At 70.4% G+C, this 16404-nt stretch carries 16 protein-coding genes and 1 pseudogene; 5 read left to right on the top strand and 12 right to left on the bottom strand.

The window, feature by feature from the left end:
- The first annotated feature begins 61 nt into the window (after positions 1-61).
- From chvE to IG84_RS0124245, 5 genes are all read left to right on the top strand, one after another.
- Positions 62-1165 carry a multiple monosaccharide ABC transporter substrate-binding protein gene (gene chvE, locus IG84_RS0124265; RefSeq protein ID WP_031061115.1) on the top strand — a complete coding sequence of 368 codons (1104 nt, stop codon included), beginning with the start codon at positions 62-64 and terminating at the stop codon, positions 1163-1165.
- Between the two features lie 38 nt (positions 1166-1203).
- A complete protein-coding gene (mmsA, locus tag IG84_RS0124260; protein WP_037800822.1) occupies positions 1204-2739 on the top strand; it encodes a multiple monosaccharide ABC transporter ATP-binding protein in 1536 nt (511 codons plus the stop codon).
- A gap of 8 nt (positions 2740-2747) precedes the next feature.
- Positions 2748-3980 carry a multiple monosaccharide ABC transporter permease gene (gene mmsB / locus IG84_RS0124255; protein WP_031061109.1) on the top strand — a complete coding sequence of 411 codons (1233 nt, stop codon included), beginning with the start codon at positions 2748-2750 and terminating at the stop codon, positions 3978-3980.
- 34 nt (positions 3981-4014) lie between these two features.
- Positions 4015-5178: an aldose epimerase family protein gene (locus tag IG84_RS0124250; protein WP_031061106.1), complete on the top strand. Its 1164-nt coding sequence runs from the start codon at positions 4015-4017 to the stop codon at positions 5176-5178.
- Between the two features lie 95 nt (positions 5179-5273).
- Entirely contained in the window at positions 5274-6080 is an 807-nt protein-coding gene (locus IG84_RS0124245; RefSeq protein ID WP_031061103.1) for a pentapeptide repeat-containing protein, read from the top strand.
- A gap of 10 nt (positions 6081-6090) precedes the next feature.
- Here IG84_RS0124245 and IG84_RS0124240 read toward each other — a convergent pair whose 3' ends face one another.
- The 12 genes and pseudogenes from IG84_RS0124240 to IG84_RS0124185 all read right to left on the bottom strand — a co-directional run bounded on the left by IG84_RS0124240 (position 6091) and on the right by IG84_RS0124185 (position 16387).
- Complete coding sequence (locus IG84_RS0124240; protein WP_078649294.1) at positions 6091-6909, bottom strand: sirohydrochlorin chelatase; 819 nt, start codon at positions 6907-6909, stop codon at positions 6091-6093.
- 34 nt (positions 6910-6943) lie between these two features.
- On the bottom strand, positions 6944-7870 hold the full coding sequence (locus tag IG84_RS0124235; RefSeq protein WP_031061094.1) for an ABC transporter permease: 927 nt from the start codon (positions 7868-7870) through the stop codon (positions 6944-6946).
- Positions 7857-8660: an ABC transporter ATP-binding protein gene (locus tag IG84_RS0124230; protein WP_031061091.1), complete on the bottom strand. Its 804-nt coding sequence runs from the start codon at positions 8658-8660 to the stop codon at positions 7857-7859. The genes IG84_RS0124235 and IG84_RS0124230 overlap by 14 nt, the downstream gene beginning before the upstream one ends.
- A gap of 36 nt (positions 8661-8696) precedes the next feature.
- Complete coding sequence (locus IG84_RS0124225; protein ID WP_031061087.1) at positions 8697-9818, bottom strand: aliphatic sulfonate ABC transporter substrate-binding protein; 1122 nt, start codon at positions 9816-9818, stop codon at positions 8697-8699.
- A 219-nt stretch (positions 9819-10037) separates the two neighbouring features.
- Positions 10038-11387 carry a sulfate adenylyltransferase subunit 1 gene (locus IG84_RS0124215; protein ID WP_031061084.1) on the bottom strand — a complete coding sequence of 450 codons (1350 nt, stop codon included), beginning with the start codon at positions 11385-11387 and terminating at the stop codon, positions 10038-10040.
- A gap of 2 nt (positions 11388-11389) precedes the next feature.
- Positions 11390-12222: pseudogene (cysD, locus tag IG84_RS38170) on the bottom strand (sulfate adenylyltransferase subunit CysD).
- A complete protein-coding gene (gene cysC / locus IG84_RS0124205; protein WP_037800793.1) occupies positions 12219-12752 on the bottom strand; it encodes an adenylyl-sulfate kinase in 534 nt (177 codons plus the stop codon). The pseudogene cysD and the gene cysC overlap by 4 nt, the downstream one beginning before the upstream one ends.
- Before the next feature lie 37 nt (positions 12753-12789).
- A complete protein-coding gene (locus tag IG84_RS0124200) occupies positions 12790-13509 on the bottom strand; it encodes a phosphoadenylyl-sulfate reductase (RefSeq protein WP_031061079.1) in 720 nt (239 codons plus the stop codon).
- On the bottom strand, positions 13506-13688 hold the full coding sequence (locus IG84_RS0124195; RefSeq protein ID WP_031061077.1) for an eL43 family ribosomal protein: 183 nt from the start codon (positions 13686-13688) through the stop codon (positions 13506-13508). The genes IG84_RS0124200 and IG84_RS0124195 overlap by 4 nt, the downstream gene beginning before the upstream one ends.
- Positions 13685-15376: a nitrite/sulfite reductase gene (locus IG84_RS0124190; RefSeq protein ID WP_031061074.1), complete on the bottom strand. Its 1692-nt coding sequence runs from the start codon at positions 15374-15376 to the stop codon at positions 13685-13687. Before IG84_RS0124190 ends, IG84_RS0124195 begins: the two co-directional genes overlap by 4 nt.
- 229 nt (positions 15377-15605) lie before the next feature.
- A complete protein-coding gene (locus IG84_RS42975) occupies positions 15606-15689 on the bottom strand; it encodes a putative leader peptide (protein WP_351598321.1) in 84 nt (27 codons plus the stop codon).
- A gap of 131 nt (positions 15690-15820) precedes the next feature.
- Positions 15821-16387, bottom strand: coding sequence for a GNAT family N-acetyltransferase (locus IG84_RS0124185; protein ID WP_031061072.1), 567 nt, complete (start codon positions 16385-16387; stop codon positions 15821-15823).
- Positions 16388-16404 lie beyond the last annotated feature (17 nt).

The following is a 16404-nucleotide window of genomic DNA, read 5'->3' as shown; positions in this document are numbered from 1 at the left end:
ACCAACCCGCCCGGCCCGGCCGCCGCGTGCTCCGCCCCACCATCCGAAGGGAACCCCACCCATGCCCACCCGCAGACGAGCCGCCATCCTGGCCGCCGTCCTCCTCATCGGCTCGCTCACCGCCTGCGGTCAGGAGGCCCGCGGCGGCAGCCGCTACAAGCCGGACACCGGCAAGGGCGGCACCATCGGCCTGGCGATGCCCACCAAGTCCTCCGAACGGTGGATAGCCGACGGCAAGAACATGGCCGAGCAGTTCCGCAAGGCCGGGTACAAGACCGACCTCCAGTACGGCGACGACAAGGTCGAGAACCAGGTCGCCCAGATCGAGAACATGATCACCAAGGGTCACCGGCTGCTGGTGGTCGCGGCGATCAACGGCTCCGCGCTCACCGAGGTCCTCAAGCGCGCACACGACGCCGGCATCCCCGTGATCTCGTACGACCGGCTCATCCTGGGCACGCCCTACGTCGACTACTACGCGTCCTTCGACAACGAGAAGGTCGGCCGCCTCCAAGGGCAGTACATCCTCGACCAGTTGAAGCTCAAGAAGCCCGACAAGGGCGCGAGTGAGCACTACAGCATCGAGCTGTTCGCCGGCTCGCCGAACGACAACAACACAAAGTACTTCTGGAGCGGGGCCATGAAGGTCCTCAAGCCCTACTTCGACTCCGGACAGCTCGTCGTGCGCAGCAAGCAGACGAAGATGAACCAGGCGACCACGCAGGACTGGAACGGCGGCATCGCACAGAAGCGCATGGACGACCTCATCAGCAAGAGCTACGGCGACGAGAAGGTCGACGCGGTCCTCTCGCCGTATGACGGGATGTCGATCGGCATCATCTCCGCGCTCAAGAGCGCCGGTTACCGCGGCAAGGACCTGCCGGTCGTCACCGGGCAGGACGCCGAGCTGGCCTCGGTGAAGTCCATCATCCGGGGCGAGCAGACCCAGACGGTGTTCAAGGACACCCGCAAGCTCGCCAAGCAGGCCGTCCAGATGGGCGACGCGGTGCTGACCGGCAAGAAGCCGCAGGTCAACAACACCACCGACTACGACAACGGCAAGCGGATCGTCCCGGCCTACCTCCTCGACCCGGTCTCCGTCGACAAGTCCAACACCGGACTCCTCGTCGACGAGGGCTACTTCACCGCAGGACAGCTCAAGTGACGGCCCGCGACGCCACGTCGGAGCGTCCCGTACTGGAGATGCGCGGCATCACCAAGACCTTCCCCGGGGTCACCGCCCTCTCCGAGGTGACCCTGACCGTGCGGGCCGGCGAGATCCACGCCATCTGCGGGGAGAACGGCGCGGGCAAGTCGACGCTGATGAAGGTCCTCAGCGGGGTGCACCCGCACGGCAGTTACGAGGGCGAGATCCGCTTCGAGGGCGAGCCGGTGGCCTTCAAGGACATCAACGCCAGCGAGCGGCACGGCATCGTGATCATCCATCAGGAGCTGGCGCTCATCCCCTTCCTCTCGATCGCGGAGAACATCTTCCTCGGCAACGAGCAGGGCCGGCGCGGCCTCATCGACTGGCCCACCACCCTCAGCGGCGCTGCCAAGCTGCTCAAGCGCGTCGGGCTGCGCGAGAACCCGCAGACCCCCGTCGCCGACATCGGCGTCGGCAAGCAGCAGCTCGTCGAGATCGCCAAGGCGCTGTCGAAGGAAGTGCGGCTGCTCATCCTCGACGAGCCGACCGCGGCCCTCAACGACGAGGACAGCGCCACCCTCCTGGCCCTGATCCGCGAGCTGCGCGACCAGGGCATCGCCTGCATCATCATCTCCCACAAGCTCAACGAGATCCGGGAGATCGCCGACGCGGTGACGATCCTGCGCGACGGCCGGACCATCGAGACGCTGACCGTACGGGCGCGCCCCGAAGACGCGGCGGAGCTGTCGGAGGACCGCATCATCCGCGGCATGGTCGGCCGCGACCTGGACCACCGCTTCCCCGACCGCACGGAGTACGAGGGAGAGGACGCCGGGGAGATCGCGCTGACCGTACGGGACTGGAGCGTGCGGCACCCGGTCGACCGGACCCGCAAGGTCGTCGACGGCGCGTCGCTGACCGTACGGCGCGGCGAGATCGTCGGCATCGCGGGCCTGATGGGCGCGGGCCGCACCGAACTCGCGATGTCCGTCTTCGGCCGCTCGTACGGGATCCACGAGGGCGGGACGGTGGCGGTCGGCGGCCGTGAGGTGAACACCGCGACCGTGCCCGCCGCCATCGCCGCCGGGATCGCGTATGTCACCGAGGACCGCAAGCAGTACGGCCTGAACCTCATCGACACCATCCACCGGAACATCTCACTGGCCTCGCTGCGCGGCATGACGCGCCGGGGCGCCGTGGACGAACACCACGAGCGGTCCGTCGCCGAGCGCTACCGCACTTCGATGAACATCAAGGCGCCCACGGTCTTCGAGCAGGTGGGGCGGCTCTCCGGCGGCAACCAGCAGAAGGTCGTGCTCAGCAAGTGGATCCACGCCGACCCCGAAGTGCTGATCCTCGACGAGCCGACCCGCGGCATCGACGTCGGCGCCAAGTACGAGATCTACACCGTCATCGACCGGCTCGCGGCACAGGGCAAGGCGGTGCTCTTCATCTCCTCCGAACTGCCGGAGCTGCTCGGCATGTGCGACCGGATCTACACCATGGCCGAGGGCCGGCTGACCGGCGAGGTCGCCCGCGCTGACGCCACGCAGGAAGTCCTGATGCGCCAGATGACCATGAACAGAAGCTGAGGCCCGCGATGACGACCACGACCACCCCACCCAAGGACTCCGACACCGCGGTCCCGTCCGCCGTCCGCTCGGCCGGCGCGCTGCTGGTGCAGAGCGTGCGGAACAACATGCGCCAGTACGGCATGCTCACCGCGCTGGCCTTCATCGTCGTGCTGTTCCAGATATGGACCGACGGCACGCTGCTGCTGCCGAACAACGTCTCCAACCTGATCCAGCAGAACAGCTACATCCTGATCCTGGCCATGGGCATGATGATCATCATCATCGCGGGCCACATCGACTTGTCCGTCGGCTCACTGGTCGCCTTCGTCGGCGCCATGTCGGCGGTGATGATGGTGAAACAGGACGTGCCCTGGGTCCTGGCACTGGTGCTGTCGCTGCTGATCGGCGCGGTCGCGGGCGCCTGGCAGGGCTTCTTCATCGCCTACGTCGGCATCCCGTCCTTCATCGTCACCCTGGCCGGCATGCTGCTCTTCCGCGGCCTGACGCAGATCGTGCTCGAGGGCCAGTCCCTCGCCCCGTTCCCCGAGGGCTTCCAGAACCTCGCCAAGGGCTTCATCCCGGAGATGGGCCCGTACACCCAGTACCACAACCCCACCCTGCTCCTCGGGCTCGCCGCCGTTGTCTTCCTGCTGCTGCGCGAGTGGCGCGACCGGCGCCGCCAGCTCGCCCTGGACCTCGACGTGCTGCCCACCGGACTGTGGGCCACCAAGTGCGTCGCGCTCACCGCGGCCGTCGTCGCCTTCACACTGACCCTGGCGAGCTTCCACGGCGTGCCGGTCGTGATGCTGGTGATGTGCGCGCTGCTGCTCGCCCTCGGGTACGTCATGCGCAACGCCGTGATCGGCCGCCATGTGTACGCGCTGGGCGGCAACAAGGCGGCGGCGAAGCTGTCGGGTGTGAAGGACAAGCGCGTCACCTTCCTGGTGTTCGTGAACATGGGCGTCCTGGCGGCGCTCGCGGGCTGTGTGTACGCGGCGCGGCTGAACGCGGGCACCACGCAGGCCGGCCTGAACTTCGAACTGGAGGCGATCGCCGCCTCGTTCATCGGCGGCGCCTCGATGAGCGGTGGCGTCGGCACGGTGATGGGCGCCGTGATCGGCGGCCTCGTCCTCGGCGTCCTCAACAACGGCATGTCGCTCGTCGGCATCGGCACGGACTACCAGCAGGTCATCAAGGGGCTGGTGCTGCTCGCGGCGGTCGGCTTCGACATCTACAACAAGCGCAAGGCCGGTTCCTGACCCGTACGCTTCCGGACTTCCCGAGGAGACAGCGATGACGACCAGCAGACGTACCGTGATGGCCGCGGCGGCCGCCGGGCTCGCGGCGACCGCCGTCGGCGCCGGACCGGCCTTCGCCGCGGCGCCCGCCGCGCGAGGCGGCCGCCCGCACAAGGAACACTTCGGCACCCTCCCCGACGGCACCCGCGTCGACCGCTGGACGGTGGAGAGCGGCGGCACCCGGCTCGGCGTGCTGTCCTACGGCGGCATCGTCCAGACCCTGGAGATCCCCGACCGCCACGGCCGCGTGGCCAACGTGTCGCTCGGCTTCGGCGAACTCGCCCCCTATCTCACCGCGGGCACGTACTTCGGCGCCCTGATCGGCCGCTACGGCAACCGCATCGCGCGCGGCACCTTCACCCTCGACGGCCGGACCTACCACCTGCCCGTCAACGACGGGCCGAACAGCCTGCACGGCGGCGACCGGGGCTTCGACAAGCGGGTGTGGGACGTCGAGCCGTACGCCGGCGGGGACGGCAGCGGTCTCACTCTGCGGCGCGTCAGTCCGGACGGTGAGATGGGCTATCCCGGCACCCTGGCCGTCCGCGTCGACTACGTCCTCGACCGCCGCGGCGACCTCCGCATCTCGTACGAGGCGACGACGGACAAGGCCACGGTCGTCAACCTCACCAACCACACCTACTTCAACCTGGCGGGCGAGGGCAGCGGTGACGTCCTCGGCCACACCCTGCGGATCGCGGCTTCCCGCTACACCCCCGTCGACGACACCCTCATCCCCACCGGCGAGCTGCCGAAGGCGGCAGGCACCCCCTTCGACTTCCGGCGCGCCAAGCCGATCGGCCGGGACATCCGCCAGGGCCATCAGCAGCTCGTCTTCGGCGGCGGCTACGACCACAACTTCGTACTGGACAAGGGCGTCACGGCCACCCCCGAGTACGCCGTGACGCTCGCCGACCCGGCGTCGGGCCGCGTCATGGGCATCGCCACCACCGAGCCCGGCGTGCAGTTCTACAGCGGCAACGGGCTGGACGGCACGCTGCGCGGCACCTCCGGCGCGCTCTACCGCCAGGCCGACGGCCTCTGCCTGGAGACGCAGCACTTCCCCGACTCGCCCAACCGGCCGTCCTTCCCCGCCACGGTGCTGCGTCCGGGCCAGACCTACCGGACGACGACCGTGCATTCCTTCGGGGTGCGCTGAGCGTGCACTGAGACGGAGGCCGTGGGGGAGAATGGGAGTTCGACCCGGGCGCGGCAGCGAGTCGCGCCCGCCCGGTGGCAGGAGAACGAACAGGAATGCCCCCAGCCGACCTCCAGGCGGACTGCGCACAGTGCTTCGGGCTGTGCTGCGTCGCGCTGCCCTTCGCCGCGTCGAACGACTTCGCGGCGGACAAGGACGCCGGTACGCCCTGCGCCAACCTGCGGGCCGACTTCCGCTGCGGCATCCACGCACAGCTCCGGGACAAGGGCTTCCGCGGCTGCACGGTCTTCGACTGCTTCGGCGCGGGGCAGAAGGTCTCGCAGGTGACGTTCGGGGGACGGGACTGGCGGCAGAACCCGGACAGCGCCCGGCAGATGTTCGCCGTCTTCCCCGTGATGCGGCAGCTCCACGAGCTGCTCGCCTACGTGACCGAGGTGCTGGACCGGCCCGAGTGCCGGCCGGTGCACGCCGGGCTCCGCCGCGCGTCCCAGGACCTGGAACGGCTCACGCTCGGCCCCGCCGACGTGCTGGCGGAGCTGGACACCGAGGCGGTCCGCCAGGAGGTCAACGCGCTGCTCGTGCGCGCCGGGGAGCTGATACGTGACGCCGTCCCCGGCAAGAAGAAGAACCACCGCGGCGCCGACCTCTTCGGCGCCCGGCTGCGGGGCACGAACCTGAAGGGCGCCAGTCTGCGCGGCGCGTGCCTGATCGCGGCTGACCTGTCGGGCGCCGACCTCCGCTCCGCCGACCTGATCGGCGCGGACCTCCGGGACGCGGACCTGAGGGGCGCCGACCTGACCGGCGCCGTCTTCCTCACCCAGGCCCAGCTCAACGCGGCCAGGGGCGACGCGCAAACCGGGCTGCCCGAGTCCCTGGTCCGCCCCGCCCACTGGCAGGGCTAGTCACCGGATCTCAGGCCGTCAGCGCCGGCGCCGGCCGTCGCAGTGTCTCCGCGTACCGCAGCGCCAGCAGGTGCGCCAGCTCCGGGGCCGGGCCCAGCACGTCGGCGAGCAGGTCGGCGCCCGCCTCCCGGGCCCCGGCCACGATGCGGTCCGGCAGCCGGCCCGGCGCGATGACGTACGGCGCGACGGCGATCCGCGCCACGCCTTCCGCCCGCAGTTCCCGCACGGCGTCCTCCGTACGGGGAAGGGATGCGGAGGCGAACGCAGGCCGCACGGCACACCAACCAGTGGTACGCCGCCACTCCCGCGCGATTTCAGCGATCACTGCGATCGCCTCCGGGTCTGAAGAGCCCGCCGAGGCCAGTACGACCCCGGTCGAGGCACGGTCGGCGGGGGAGAGCCCCGCCTCACTGAGCCGCCGCTCCAGCGCGCCCACCAGCAGCGGCGCCGGACCGAGGACAGCCGCCTGCTGGACGCTCAGGCGGGGCAGCCGCGCGCAGGTCTCGCGCAGCACCGAGGGGATGTCGGTCTTGGCGTGGAAGGCGCGGTTGAGCAGCAGCGGCTGCGCGACCACCTCCCGTACGCCGTCCGCGTGCAGCCGCTCCAGCACCTGCGGCACGCTCGGCGCGTTGAAGTCCAGGTAACCGACCTCGACGCGCAGTTCCGGGTGGAGCGCCCGGACCCGCTCGCACAGCGCGCCGACGGTCGCCGCGTGCCGCGGGTCCCGGCTGCCGTGCGCGACGACCAGCAGCGCCGGCCGTTCGCGCAGCCCGCACCGGCCGGCGGCCGAGGCGGTGCCGGAGGTGGGGGCGAGCAGATGGGGTCGCATGGCGGTGGTTTCCTTCGACGGGGTCGACGGGGTGTCAGCGGGCGTTGGGAAGCAGTCCGCGGCTGCGCAGCACGCGGCGCTCGATCGGTGCGAAGATCAGCAGCTCGATGCCGATGCCGACGACCAGGATGAGCAGGATCGCGGCGAGTACGAGGGACATGTCCGAGCCCACCCGGCCCTGGTCCAGCAGTTGGCCGAGGCCCGCGCCGAGGTCCGGCGAGGTGGCGATCAGCTCGGCGGCCATCAGCGAGCGCCAGGAGAACGCCCAGCCCTGCTTCAGGCCCGAGATGTAGCCGGGCAGCGCGGCGGGCAGCAGCACGTGCCGTACGCCCTTCATGCCGGTCGCGCCGATCGTGCGGCCCGCGCGCAGGAAGAGCGGCGGGATCTGGTCCACACCGGAGACCAGGCCGTTGGCGATGGACGGCACCGCGCCCAGCAGCACGACCGCGTAGATCGTGGCGTCGGTGATGCCGAACCAGATGATCGCGGCGGGCACCCAGGCCACCGACGGCAGCGACTGCAGGCCGGAGAGGATCGGGCCGATCGCCGCGCGCACCGGGCGGACCCGGGCCACCAGCAGGCCCAGCGGCGTGCCGATGACCAGCGAGGCGGCGAAGCCGAGCGCGCCGCGCGAGACCGACTCCCACACGTAGCTGAGGAGCGTGCCCTCCAGCCACTTCTCCCGCAGCGAGCCCCACACGTCCAGCGGGCTGGGGAGCTGGTAGTGCGCCTTGAGCTCGAAGTGGTAGGCGAGCTGCCACAGGGCCAGCACGATCACGACGGCGACGACGGGCGGCACGACCTTGGAGAGCAGCGTGCGCAGCACGGGCGGGCGGCTGACGGCCCGCGTCTCCAGCGCGTCGAGCCCGGCCTCCAGCCCCGCGGTCTCGCTCCCGCGTGCGTCGGCAGCCTTGGCGTCGGCCGCGTTGCGGGTTTCGGTGGTGGTCTCAGTGCTGGCCATGGCGGCGGATCTCCCCACGGAGCTGTTCGGTGATCTCTACGGAGAGCTCGGCGACGGCGGCGTCCTCGATGCGGCGCGGCTGCGGAATGTCGACCTCCCACTGCCGGGCGATCCGCCCGGGCCGGGAGGACAGCAGGATGACGCGCTCGGCCAGCCGGACCGCCTCGCGGACGTTGTGCGTGACGAAGAGGACGGAGAGCTTCGTCTCTTCCCAGATGCGGGTCAGCTCGTCGTGCAGCACGTCACGGGTGATGGCGTCCAGCGCGGCGAACGGCTCGTCCATCAGCAGCAGTCCGCTGTCCTGGGCGAGCGCGCGGGCCATCGCGACCCGCTGCCGCATACCGCCGGACAGCTCGTGCACCCGCTTGCCGTATGCGCCCTTCAGCCGTACCAGCTCCAGCAGCCGCTCGGCCTCGTCGCGGCGGTCGGCGCGCGGCGTGCCGCGCAGCTTCAGGGCCAGCTCGATGTTCTTGCCGGCGGTGAGCCAGGGGAAGAGCGCGTGCTCCTGGAACATCAGGGCCGGGCGGCTGCCGGGCACGTCGATGCTCCCGGCGGTCGGCCTGTCGAGCCCCGCGACGAGGTTGAGCAGCGTGGACTTGCCGCAGCCCGACGCGCCCAGGAGGCAGACGAACTCGCCCGGCGCGACATCGACCGTGATGTCGTCCAGTACGTGCTGCTGCGCGCCGGGGCGGCCGAAGGACTTCGAGACGTGGTCGATACGCGCCGCGTAGCCCGCCGTCTCCTGCGTGCCGGCCGTGGCGGCCTGCTGGGTGAGAGTAGGGGTCGTCATCGGTGTCACCTCCTGGGAACCGTACGGATCGATCGGTTACTGCGCGCCGAGTCCGGCGGCGCCGACCGGGGGCCTGCCCTCGGCCTTGAGGACCTTGTTGAGCAGCCGGAGGTCGTAGATGCCGTGCAGGTCGGGCTTCTTGAGCAGCCCGGACGTGACCGCGTGCCGCGCCTCGTCCTTGAGGGTGGCGGCCAGCGGGTCGTCGGTGACCTCGACGTTCCGGAAGGCGGAGTTGAGCACCTTGTCGGACAGCGGGGTGCCGGACACCTTGGGGTCGGCGAGCGAGGCGTTGACCGCCTGGGCGGCCTCGCCCGGGTGGCCCTTGATCCAGTCGTTGGTCTGAACCGAGCCGCGCAGCACCGCCTCGACGGCCTTGGGGTGTTCCTTGAGGAACTGCTGGCGGACGACGATGTTCGTGATGACGAACTTGCCGTCCTTCCAGAGCTGCTTCTCGTCCAGCAGCGTGCGGCCGCCCTCGGCGACCAGCTTGGACGCGGTCGGCTCGGGCACCCACGCGCCGTCCACGCCGCCCTGCCGGAAGGTGTTCGGGATCTCCTTGTTGTCCTGCCGGAGGACCCCGACCTCGCCCTTACCGGTGTCCGGGTCGACCTGGTAACCCTTCTCGTGCAGGTAGTTCAGGAGCGCGACGTCCTGGGTGTTGCCGAGCTGCGGGGTGGCGATCCGCTTGCCCTTCAGGTCCTTCTCGGACTTGATCTTCTTCGGGTTCACCACGAGCGAGACGCCACCGGACGCCGAGCCGCCGATGATCTTCAGGTTCTTGCCGTGCGACTGCACGTACCCGTTGATCGCCGGGGACGGCCCGATCCAGCCGATGTCGATCGTCCCCGCGTTCAGCGCCTCGATCTCCGAGGGGCCGGCGTTGAAGATGTACGGCTTGACCTGCGTGCCGCCCAGCTCCTTCTGAATGAAGCCCTTCTGCCGGTCCACCATCGGCGTCGCGTGTGTGACGTTGCCGAAGTACCCGACCTTCACCGCGTCCAGACCGTCGGTCTTCGGGCCCTTGGCGGCGACCTTGTTCCCGGTCGTCGGCGCCTTGGAGCCGTAACCGCAGGCCCCCAGCGCCCCGATCAGCAGCGGGACGGCGGCGGCCGCCGCCAGCAGGCGGCGGGCGGTGGAGCGGGGGCGAGCGGCAGGCAGCACGGGAGGGGTTCCTCTCGGTGGGCCGGGCGGTACGCGCCCCTTGGCTAGGGCGCGCCCGGCAGGTCAGGTGGTCTTCGGAAGGGTCCTGCGGGCAGGGCGGAGCGGAGCGGCGTCAGCGCACACATCGGCCGACTCCGCCCTGCCCGCTGCCGAGGGCGCCGCTGCCGATCCGGCCGCCCTCCTTCGCGAACGTCGAGAACGCCTCGCCCGCCATGACTAGAAGTCCCAGCCCTCGTCGTCGGCCGCCTGCTGGGCGCGGGCCGCCTCGGCGTCCTCGGCGAACGCGGTACCGGCCATGCCGGCGGTCAGCGTCGTACCGTCGGACGGGTCGATGAGCAGGAACGAGCCGGTGCGCCGGGAGTCCGCGTAGGCGTCCACCGGCAGCGGCTCGGCGGTACGGACCCTGATCCGGCCGATGTCGTTGGCGACCAGCTCGCCCGGCGCCGGGTGCTGGGACAGGTCGTCCAGCGTGAGCCGGGAGCGGATCTCCTTGACGATTGCCTTGACCGTGCGGGTGGTGTGCTTGAGCAGCACCCGCTGGCCCTCGACGAGCGGCCGGTCCGCGACGTGGCAGATGGTCGCCTCGATGTCCTGGCTCACGGCTGGCGCGGCGTCGGCCGGGGCGATCAGGTCACCGCGGGAGATGTCCAGGTCATCGGTGAGCCGGATGGTCACCGACTGCGGCGCCCAGGCCACGTCCACCGACTCGCCCAGTGCGTCGATGCCCTCGATGGTGGAGGTGGCGCCCGAGGGCAGCACCTTCACGCGCTCGCCGACGCGCAGCACGCCGGAGGCGATCTGGCCCGCGTAACCGCGATAGTCGGGGTGCTCGGCGGTCTGCGGCCGGATGACCACCTGGACCGGGAAGCGGGCCACATCGGCGCTGGGGTCGTGGGTGACCGGCACCGTCTCCAGGTGCTCCAGCACCGTCGGGCCGCCGTACCAGTCCATGTTCGCCGACGGGGTCACCACGTTGTCCCCGGCCAGCGCCGAGATCGGGATCGTGGTGATCTCCGGGACGCCCAGCGAGGCGGCGTAGGTGGTGAACTCCTCGGCGATGGCCGCGAAGACCGACTCCTGGTAGTCCACCAGGTCCATCTTGTTCACCGCGAGGACCACGTGCGGGACGCGCAGCAGCGCGGCGACCGCCGCGTGCCGGCGGGTCTGCTCGACGACACCGTTGCGGGCGTCGACCAGCACCACGGCCAGCTCGGCGGTGGAGGCGCCGGTGACCATGTTGCGGGTGTACTGCACATGGCCCGGGGTGTCGGCGAGGATGAACCGCCGCCGGGGCGTGGCGAAGTAGCGGTAGGCGACATCGATGGTGATGCCCTGCTCGCGCTCGGCGCGCAGCCCGTCGGTCAGCAGCGCCAGGTCCGGCGCCTCCTGACCGCGGTTGCGGGAGGCGTGCTCCACGGCCTCCAGCTGGTCCGCAAGGACCGACTTGGAGTCGTGCAGCAGCCGCCCGACCAGGGTGGACTTGCCGTCGTCGACGGAGCCCGCGGTGGCGAACCGCAGCAGCGAGGTCGCGCCGGCGTCGATGACGCCGTCAGTAACAGTGCTCATGGTTAGAAGTACCCCTCGCGCTTACGGTCCTCCATGGCGGCCTCGGACATCTTGTCGTCGGCCCGCGTGGCGCCCCGCTCGGTGAGCCGGGAGGCGGCGATCTCCGCGATCACGGCGTCGTTGTCGGCCGCATCGGAGTCCACCGCGCCGGTGCAGGACATGTCGCCGACCGTGCGGTAGCGCACCAGCCGCTTCTCGACCCGCTCGCCCTCCTTCGGGCCGCCCCACTCGCCCGGCGCCAGCCACATGCCGTTGCGGGCGAAGACCTCGCGCTCGTGCGCGTAGTAGATCGCGGGCAGCTCGATCTTCTCGCGGCCGATGTACTGCCACACGTCCAGCTCGGTCCAGTTGGAGAGCGGGAAGACCCGGACGTGCTCACCGGGGGAGTGCCGGCCGTTGTAGAGCTGCCACAGCTCCGGGCGCTGCCGGCGCGGGTCCCAGCCGCCGAACTCGGTGCGCAGCGAGAAGACGCGCTCCTTGGCGCGGGCCTTCTCCTCGTCCCGGCGGCCACCGCCGAAGACCGCGTCGTAGCGGCCCTTGTCGATGGCGTCCAGCAGCGGAACGGTCTGCAGCGGGTTCCGCGTACCGTCGGGGCGCTCGCGCAGCTCACCTCGGTCGATGACGCGGGCGCGAACGCCTTCAGCGCCAGGTGCAGCATGACGATGGAGTCCTTGCCGCCGGAGAAGAGGATCACCGGCCGCTCGAACTCGCCCGCCACCTCACGGAAGATGTGCACCGCCTCCGACTCCAGCGCGTCCAGGTGGGACAGCGCGTACGGAGAGTCGTCGCCCTCCGGGGTCGGGCCGGTACCGGTGATGGCCGTTGCCGTCGTCATGCCAGTCCCCTTTCGGTGAGCAGCGCGTGCAGCGCCGCCGCGGACTCCTGCACGGTCTGGGTGTGCGACTCGATCCGCAGATCGGGCGACTCGGGGGCCTCGTACGGGTCGTCGACGCCGGTCAGCCCGGAGATCTCGCCCGCCGCCTGCTTGGCGTACAGGCCCTTCACATCGCGCTCGGAGCACACCTCGACGGGCGTCGCGACGTGCACCTCCAGGTACGCGGTGCCCTCGGTCTGGTGGCGCTTGCGCACCGCCTCCCGGCTGTCCGCGTACGGTGCGATCACCGGCACCAGCGCCTTGACGCCGTTGCTGGCCAGCAGCTCGGCGACGAAGCCGATGCGCTGGACGTTGGTGTGCCGGTCCTCCCGGCTGAAGCCGAGGCCCGCGGAGAGGAACTCCCGGATCTCGTCGCCGTCGAGCACCTCGACGCGGTGGCCCTCGCCGCGCAGCTTGCCGGCCAGTTCGTGCGCGATGGTCGTCTTGCCCGCGCTCGGCAGACCGGTCAGCCAGATCGTGGCGCCCGTCATGGATATCTCCTGAGTGTCCGTCATCGTGCGTGCCGCGCTATCCGTGCAGTCCGCACTCGGTCTTGTTGCTGCCGGCCCAGCGGCCGGCCCTGACGTCCTCGCCCTCCAGCACGCGCCGCGTGCAGGGGGCGCAGCCGACCGAGGCGTAGCCGTCCTGGAGCAGCGGGTTGGTGAGCACGCCGTGCTCGGTGACGTAGGCGTCCACGTCGGCCTGCGTCCACTTCGCGATCGGCGAGACCTTCACCTTCTGGCGCTTGGCGTCCCAGCCGACGACCGGGGTGTTCGCCCGGGTGGGCGACTCGTCCCGGCGCAGGCCCGTCGCCCACGCGTCGTACGCCGTCAGGCCCTCTTCGAGCGGCTTGACCTTGCGCAGCGCGCAGCACAGGTCCGGGTTGCGGTCGTGCAGCTTCGGCCCGTGCTCGGCGTCCTGCTCGGCCACCGTCTGACGCGGCTTCAGGGTGATGACGTTGACGTCCATCACCTCCGCGACCGCGTCCCGGGTACCGAGGGTCTCCGGGAAGTGGTAGCCGGTGTCCAGGAACACCACGTCCACGCCGGGGAAGGCCCGCGAGGCCAGGTGCGCGACGACCGCGTCCTCCATCGAGGAGGTGACGCAGAAGCGCGGACCGAAGGTCTCGGCGGCCCACTTGAGGATCTCCAGCGCCGAGGCGTCCTCCAGGTCGCGGCCCGCCTGCTCGGCGAGCGCCTGAAGGTCTTCGGCGCGTGCGGTCTGCTGGGCGTCGGTTGCGGTGGTCACTGTGTACCTCCGTCGGTGGCGGGGGAGTTGGCGGTCCCCGGGCTCAGCAGCCCCAGGAACTTCAGCCGGAAGGCCCGGCTGCAGGACCGGCATTCCCAGGCCCCGTGGCCTTCCTCCGAAGGCCGCAGGTCCTCGTCCCCGCAGTAAGGGCAGAAGAACGGAGCGGCGCGCTCACTCACTTGAGAGCACCCTCTTCGGCACGGGCCGCCCACTGGGCGAACCGCTCGCCGTCGGTGCGCTCCGCCTCGAAGTTGCGCAGCACCCGCTCGACGTAGTCGGGGAGTTCATCGGCGGTGACCTTCAGGCCGCGGACCTTGCGGCCGAAGCCGGCCTCCAGGGCCAGCGCGCCGCCCAGGTGCACCTGGTAGCCCTCGACCTGGTTGCCGTTGTCGTCCAGGACGAGCTGGCCCTTGAGACCGATGTCCGCGGTCTGGATACGGGCGCAGGCGTTCGGGCAGCCGTTGAGGTTGATGGTGACCGGCTCCTGGAAGTCCGGCATCCGGCGCTCCAGCTCGTCGATGAGGGACGCGCCGCGGCCCTTGGTCTCGACGATGGCCAGCTTGCAGAACTCGATGCCGGTGCAGGCCATCGTGCCGCGCCGGAACGGCGACGCCTTGACCTGGAAGTCCAGCGCCTCCAGCCCGGCGACCAGCGAGTCGACCTGGTCCTCGGTCACGTCGAGGATGATCATCTTCTGCTCGACGGTGGTGTTGAGGCGGTCCGAGCCGTGCTCGGCGGCCAGCTCGGCGAGCTTGGTGAGCGTCTTGCCGTCGACGCGGCCGACGCGCGGCGCGAAGCCCACGTAGAAGCGGCCGTCCTGCTGCTTGTGGACGCCGATGTGGTCGCGCCACTTCGAGGTGGGCGCCTCGGGCGCGGGGCCGTCGACCAGCTTCCGCTTCAGGTACTCGTCCTCCAGCACCTGCCGGAACTTCTCCACGCCCCAGTCGGCGACCAGGAACTTCAGCCGGGCGCGGTTGCGCAGCCGGCGGTAGCCGTAGTCACGGAAGATGCCGACGACACCGGCCCAGACGTCCGCGACCTCGTCCAGCGGCACCCAGGTGCCCAGGCGCTGGGCGAGCTTGGGGTTGGTGGACAGGCCGCCGCCGACCCAGAGGTCGAAGCCGGGGCCGTGCTCGGGGTGGTTCACGCCCACGAAGGCCACGTCGTTGATCTCGTGGACCACATCCTGGACAGGGGATCCCGAGACCGCGGTCTTGAACTTGCGCGGCAGGTTGGAGAACTCCTTGCTGCCGATGTAGCGCTCGTGGATCTCGTTCACGGCCGGGGTGCCGTCGATGATCTCGTCGGCGGCGATGCCGGCTACCGGGGAGCCGATGATCACACGTGGGCAGTCGCCGCATGCCTCGGTCGTGGACAGCCCGACGCTCTCGAGCTTCTCCCAAATGGCGGGGACGTCCTCGATGCGGATCCAGTGGAGCTGGATGTTCTGCCGGTCGGTGATGTCCGCGGTGCCGCGGGCGTACTGCTCGGAGACCTCGCCGATGGCGCGGAGCTGCGCGACGGTCAGCCGGCCGCCGTCCACGCGCACGCGCAGCATGAAGTACTTGTCGTCCAGCTCCTCCGGCTCCAGGACCGCGGTCTTGCCGCCGTCGATGCCGGGCTTGCGCTGGGTGTAGAGGCCCCACCAGCGCATCCGTCCGCGCAGGTCATTGGGGTCGATCGAGTCGAAGCCGCGCTTGGAGTAGATCGTCTCAATGCGTGTCCGCACATTGAGACCGTCGTCGTCCTTCTTGAACTGCTCATTGCCGTTGAGCGGAGTGAAGTGACCAACGGCCCACTGCCCCTCGCCGCGGTGGCGTCCGGCCTTGCGGCGGGTCGTGGCGGGGCGTTCCGGAGTGGCGGCCATGGTGATACGTCCTTCTCGGCGGCTGCAGGGGATGCGGTTTCAGGCAAGGTGCACCCACTGTGACCTGCGAAGACGTGCCGGATCGCGACGCGTGGAAGCGCGCCTTGGCATGACTTGCCGGATCAGGGGTGGTCGCACGTCCGCGACGATGGGGACGGCGGGAAAGTCGGTGGAGCTGGGTGCTGTCAGGGGTTACCGGTCAGAGTCGCCGACCCCTGTGGGTACAGCGTCAGCGCGCCTGACAGATGGCGCTGGACACGCGCGCAAGGTCGACGTGGCGCCGACTCACCAAGGCAATTCCAGCTCGAGACATGACGGAAGCGTGTCACGACGGTCTTGGACCAGTCCACCGTCGTCCAAAATGCGGACGAGTATGTCTTGAAAAGTGAGACATTGTGGCGCCGGTCACGTTCCGCTTGAGGTGACCGGCGCCCGGGGCGTGGCTCAGGCGCCAGGCCAGGGGCCCGGCGCCGCCATCTCGGGTTCCTCCGTCACGGTCGTGTCGTACACCCGGAACCCGCGGCGCTGGTAGTTGGCCATCGCATACTCGCCGTCCTTGCTGCAGGTGTGCACCCACACCCGCTTCGTCGGCTCGCACTCCGGCCGGCGATCGGCCAGGTCCCAGGCGCGCGCGATGCCGTACGAGAGCAGATGGCCGCCGATCCGCCGGCCGCGGAACGCCGGGATCAGGCCGAAGTAGACGATCTCCACCGACGCGTCCGGCCGGGCCTGCAGCTCGATGAACCCGGCCGGCGTCCCCCGCTCGTACGCCACCCATGTCTCCGTACCGGGCTGCTTCAGGTGCGTCTCCCACTCCGCGTACGTCCACGCCAGCCGGTCCGTCCAGGTCACGTCCCCGCCCACCGCCGTGTACAGGAACCGGCTGAACTCGGGCAGCGGCGTCCCGGACAGCACGATCCGGACCTCCTGCTCGGCGGGCGGCTCGACGGCGGGCACGAGGTCCGCCGGGGCGGTCTGCTCCAGGTACCAGGTGGTGACAGTCTCGGTCATGGCCGTCACCCAATCAT

Origin of the sequence: Streptomyces ochraceiscleroticus (genome assembly GCF_000720485.1) — a bacterium.
Taxonomy (GTDB): Bacteria; Actinomycetota; Actinomycetes; order Streptomycetales; family Streptomycetaceae; genus Streptomyces; species Streptomyces ochraceiscleroticus.
This window is presented reverse-complemented; position numbering and strand designations above follow the sequence as displayed.

Coding starts and splice junctions, on each gene's coding strand:
- cysC (WP_037800793.1), bottom strand. CDS start 12,752: ATGACGGGCGCCACGATCTGGCTGACCGGTCTGCCGAGCGCGGGCAAG.
- IG84_RS0124190 (WP_031061074.1), bottom strand. CDS start 15,376: ATGGCCGCCACTCCGGAACGCCCCGCCACGACCCGCCGCAAGGCCGGA.
- IG84_RS0124250 (WP_031061106.1), top strand. CDS start 4,015: ATGACGACCAGCAGACGTACCGTGATGGCCGCGGCGGCCGCCGGGCTC.
- IG84_RS0124235 (WP_031061094.1), bottom strand. CDS start 7,870: ATGGCCAGCACTGAGACCACCACCGAAACCCGCAACGCGGCCGACGCC.
- IG84_RS0124215 (WP_031061084.1), bottom strand. CDS start 11,387: ATGAGCACTGTTACTGACGGCGTCATCGACGCCGGCGCGACCTCGCTG.
- mmsB (WP_031061109.1), top strand. CDS start 2,748: ATGACGACCACGACCACCCCACCCAAGGACTCCGACACCGCGGTCCCG.
- chvE (WP_031061115.1), top strand. CDS start 62: ATGCCCACCCGCAGACGAGCCGCCATCCTGGCCGCCGTCCTCCTCATC.
- IG84_RS0124240 (WP_078649294.1), bottom strand. CDS start 6,909: ATGCGACCCCATCTGCTCGCCCCCACCTCCGGCACCGCCTCGGCCGCC.
- IG84_RS0124230 (WP_031061091.1), bottom strand. CDS start 8,660: ATGACGACCCCTACTCTCACCCAGCAGGCCGCCACGGCCGGCACGCAG.
- mmsA (WP_037800822.1), top strand. CDS start 1,204: ATGCGCGGCATCACCAAGACCTTCCCCGGGGTCACCGCCCTCTCCGAG.
- IG84_RS42975 (WP_351598321.1), bottom strand. CDS start 15,689: ATGTCTCGAGCTGGAATTGCCTTGGTGAGTCGGCGCCACGTCGACCTT.
- IG84_RS0124245 (WP_031061103.1), top strand. CDS start 5,274: ATGCCCCCAGCCGACCTCCAGGCGGACTGCGCACAGTGCTTCGGGCTG.
- IG84_RS0124185 (WP_031061072.1), bottom strand. CDS start 16,387: ATGACCGAGACTGTCACCACCTGGTACCTGGAGCAGACCGCCCCGGCG.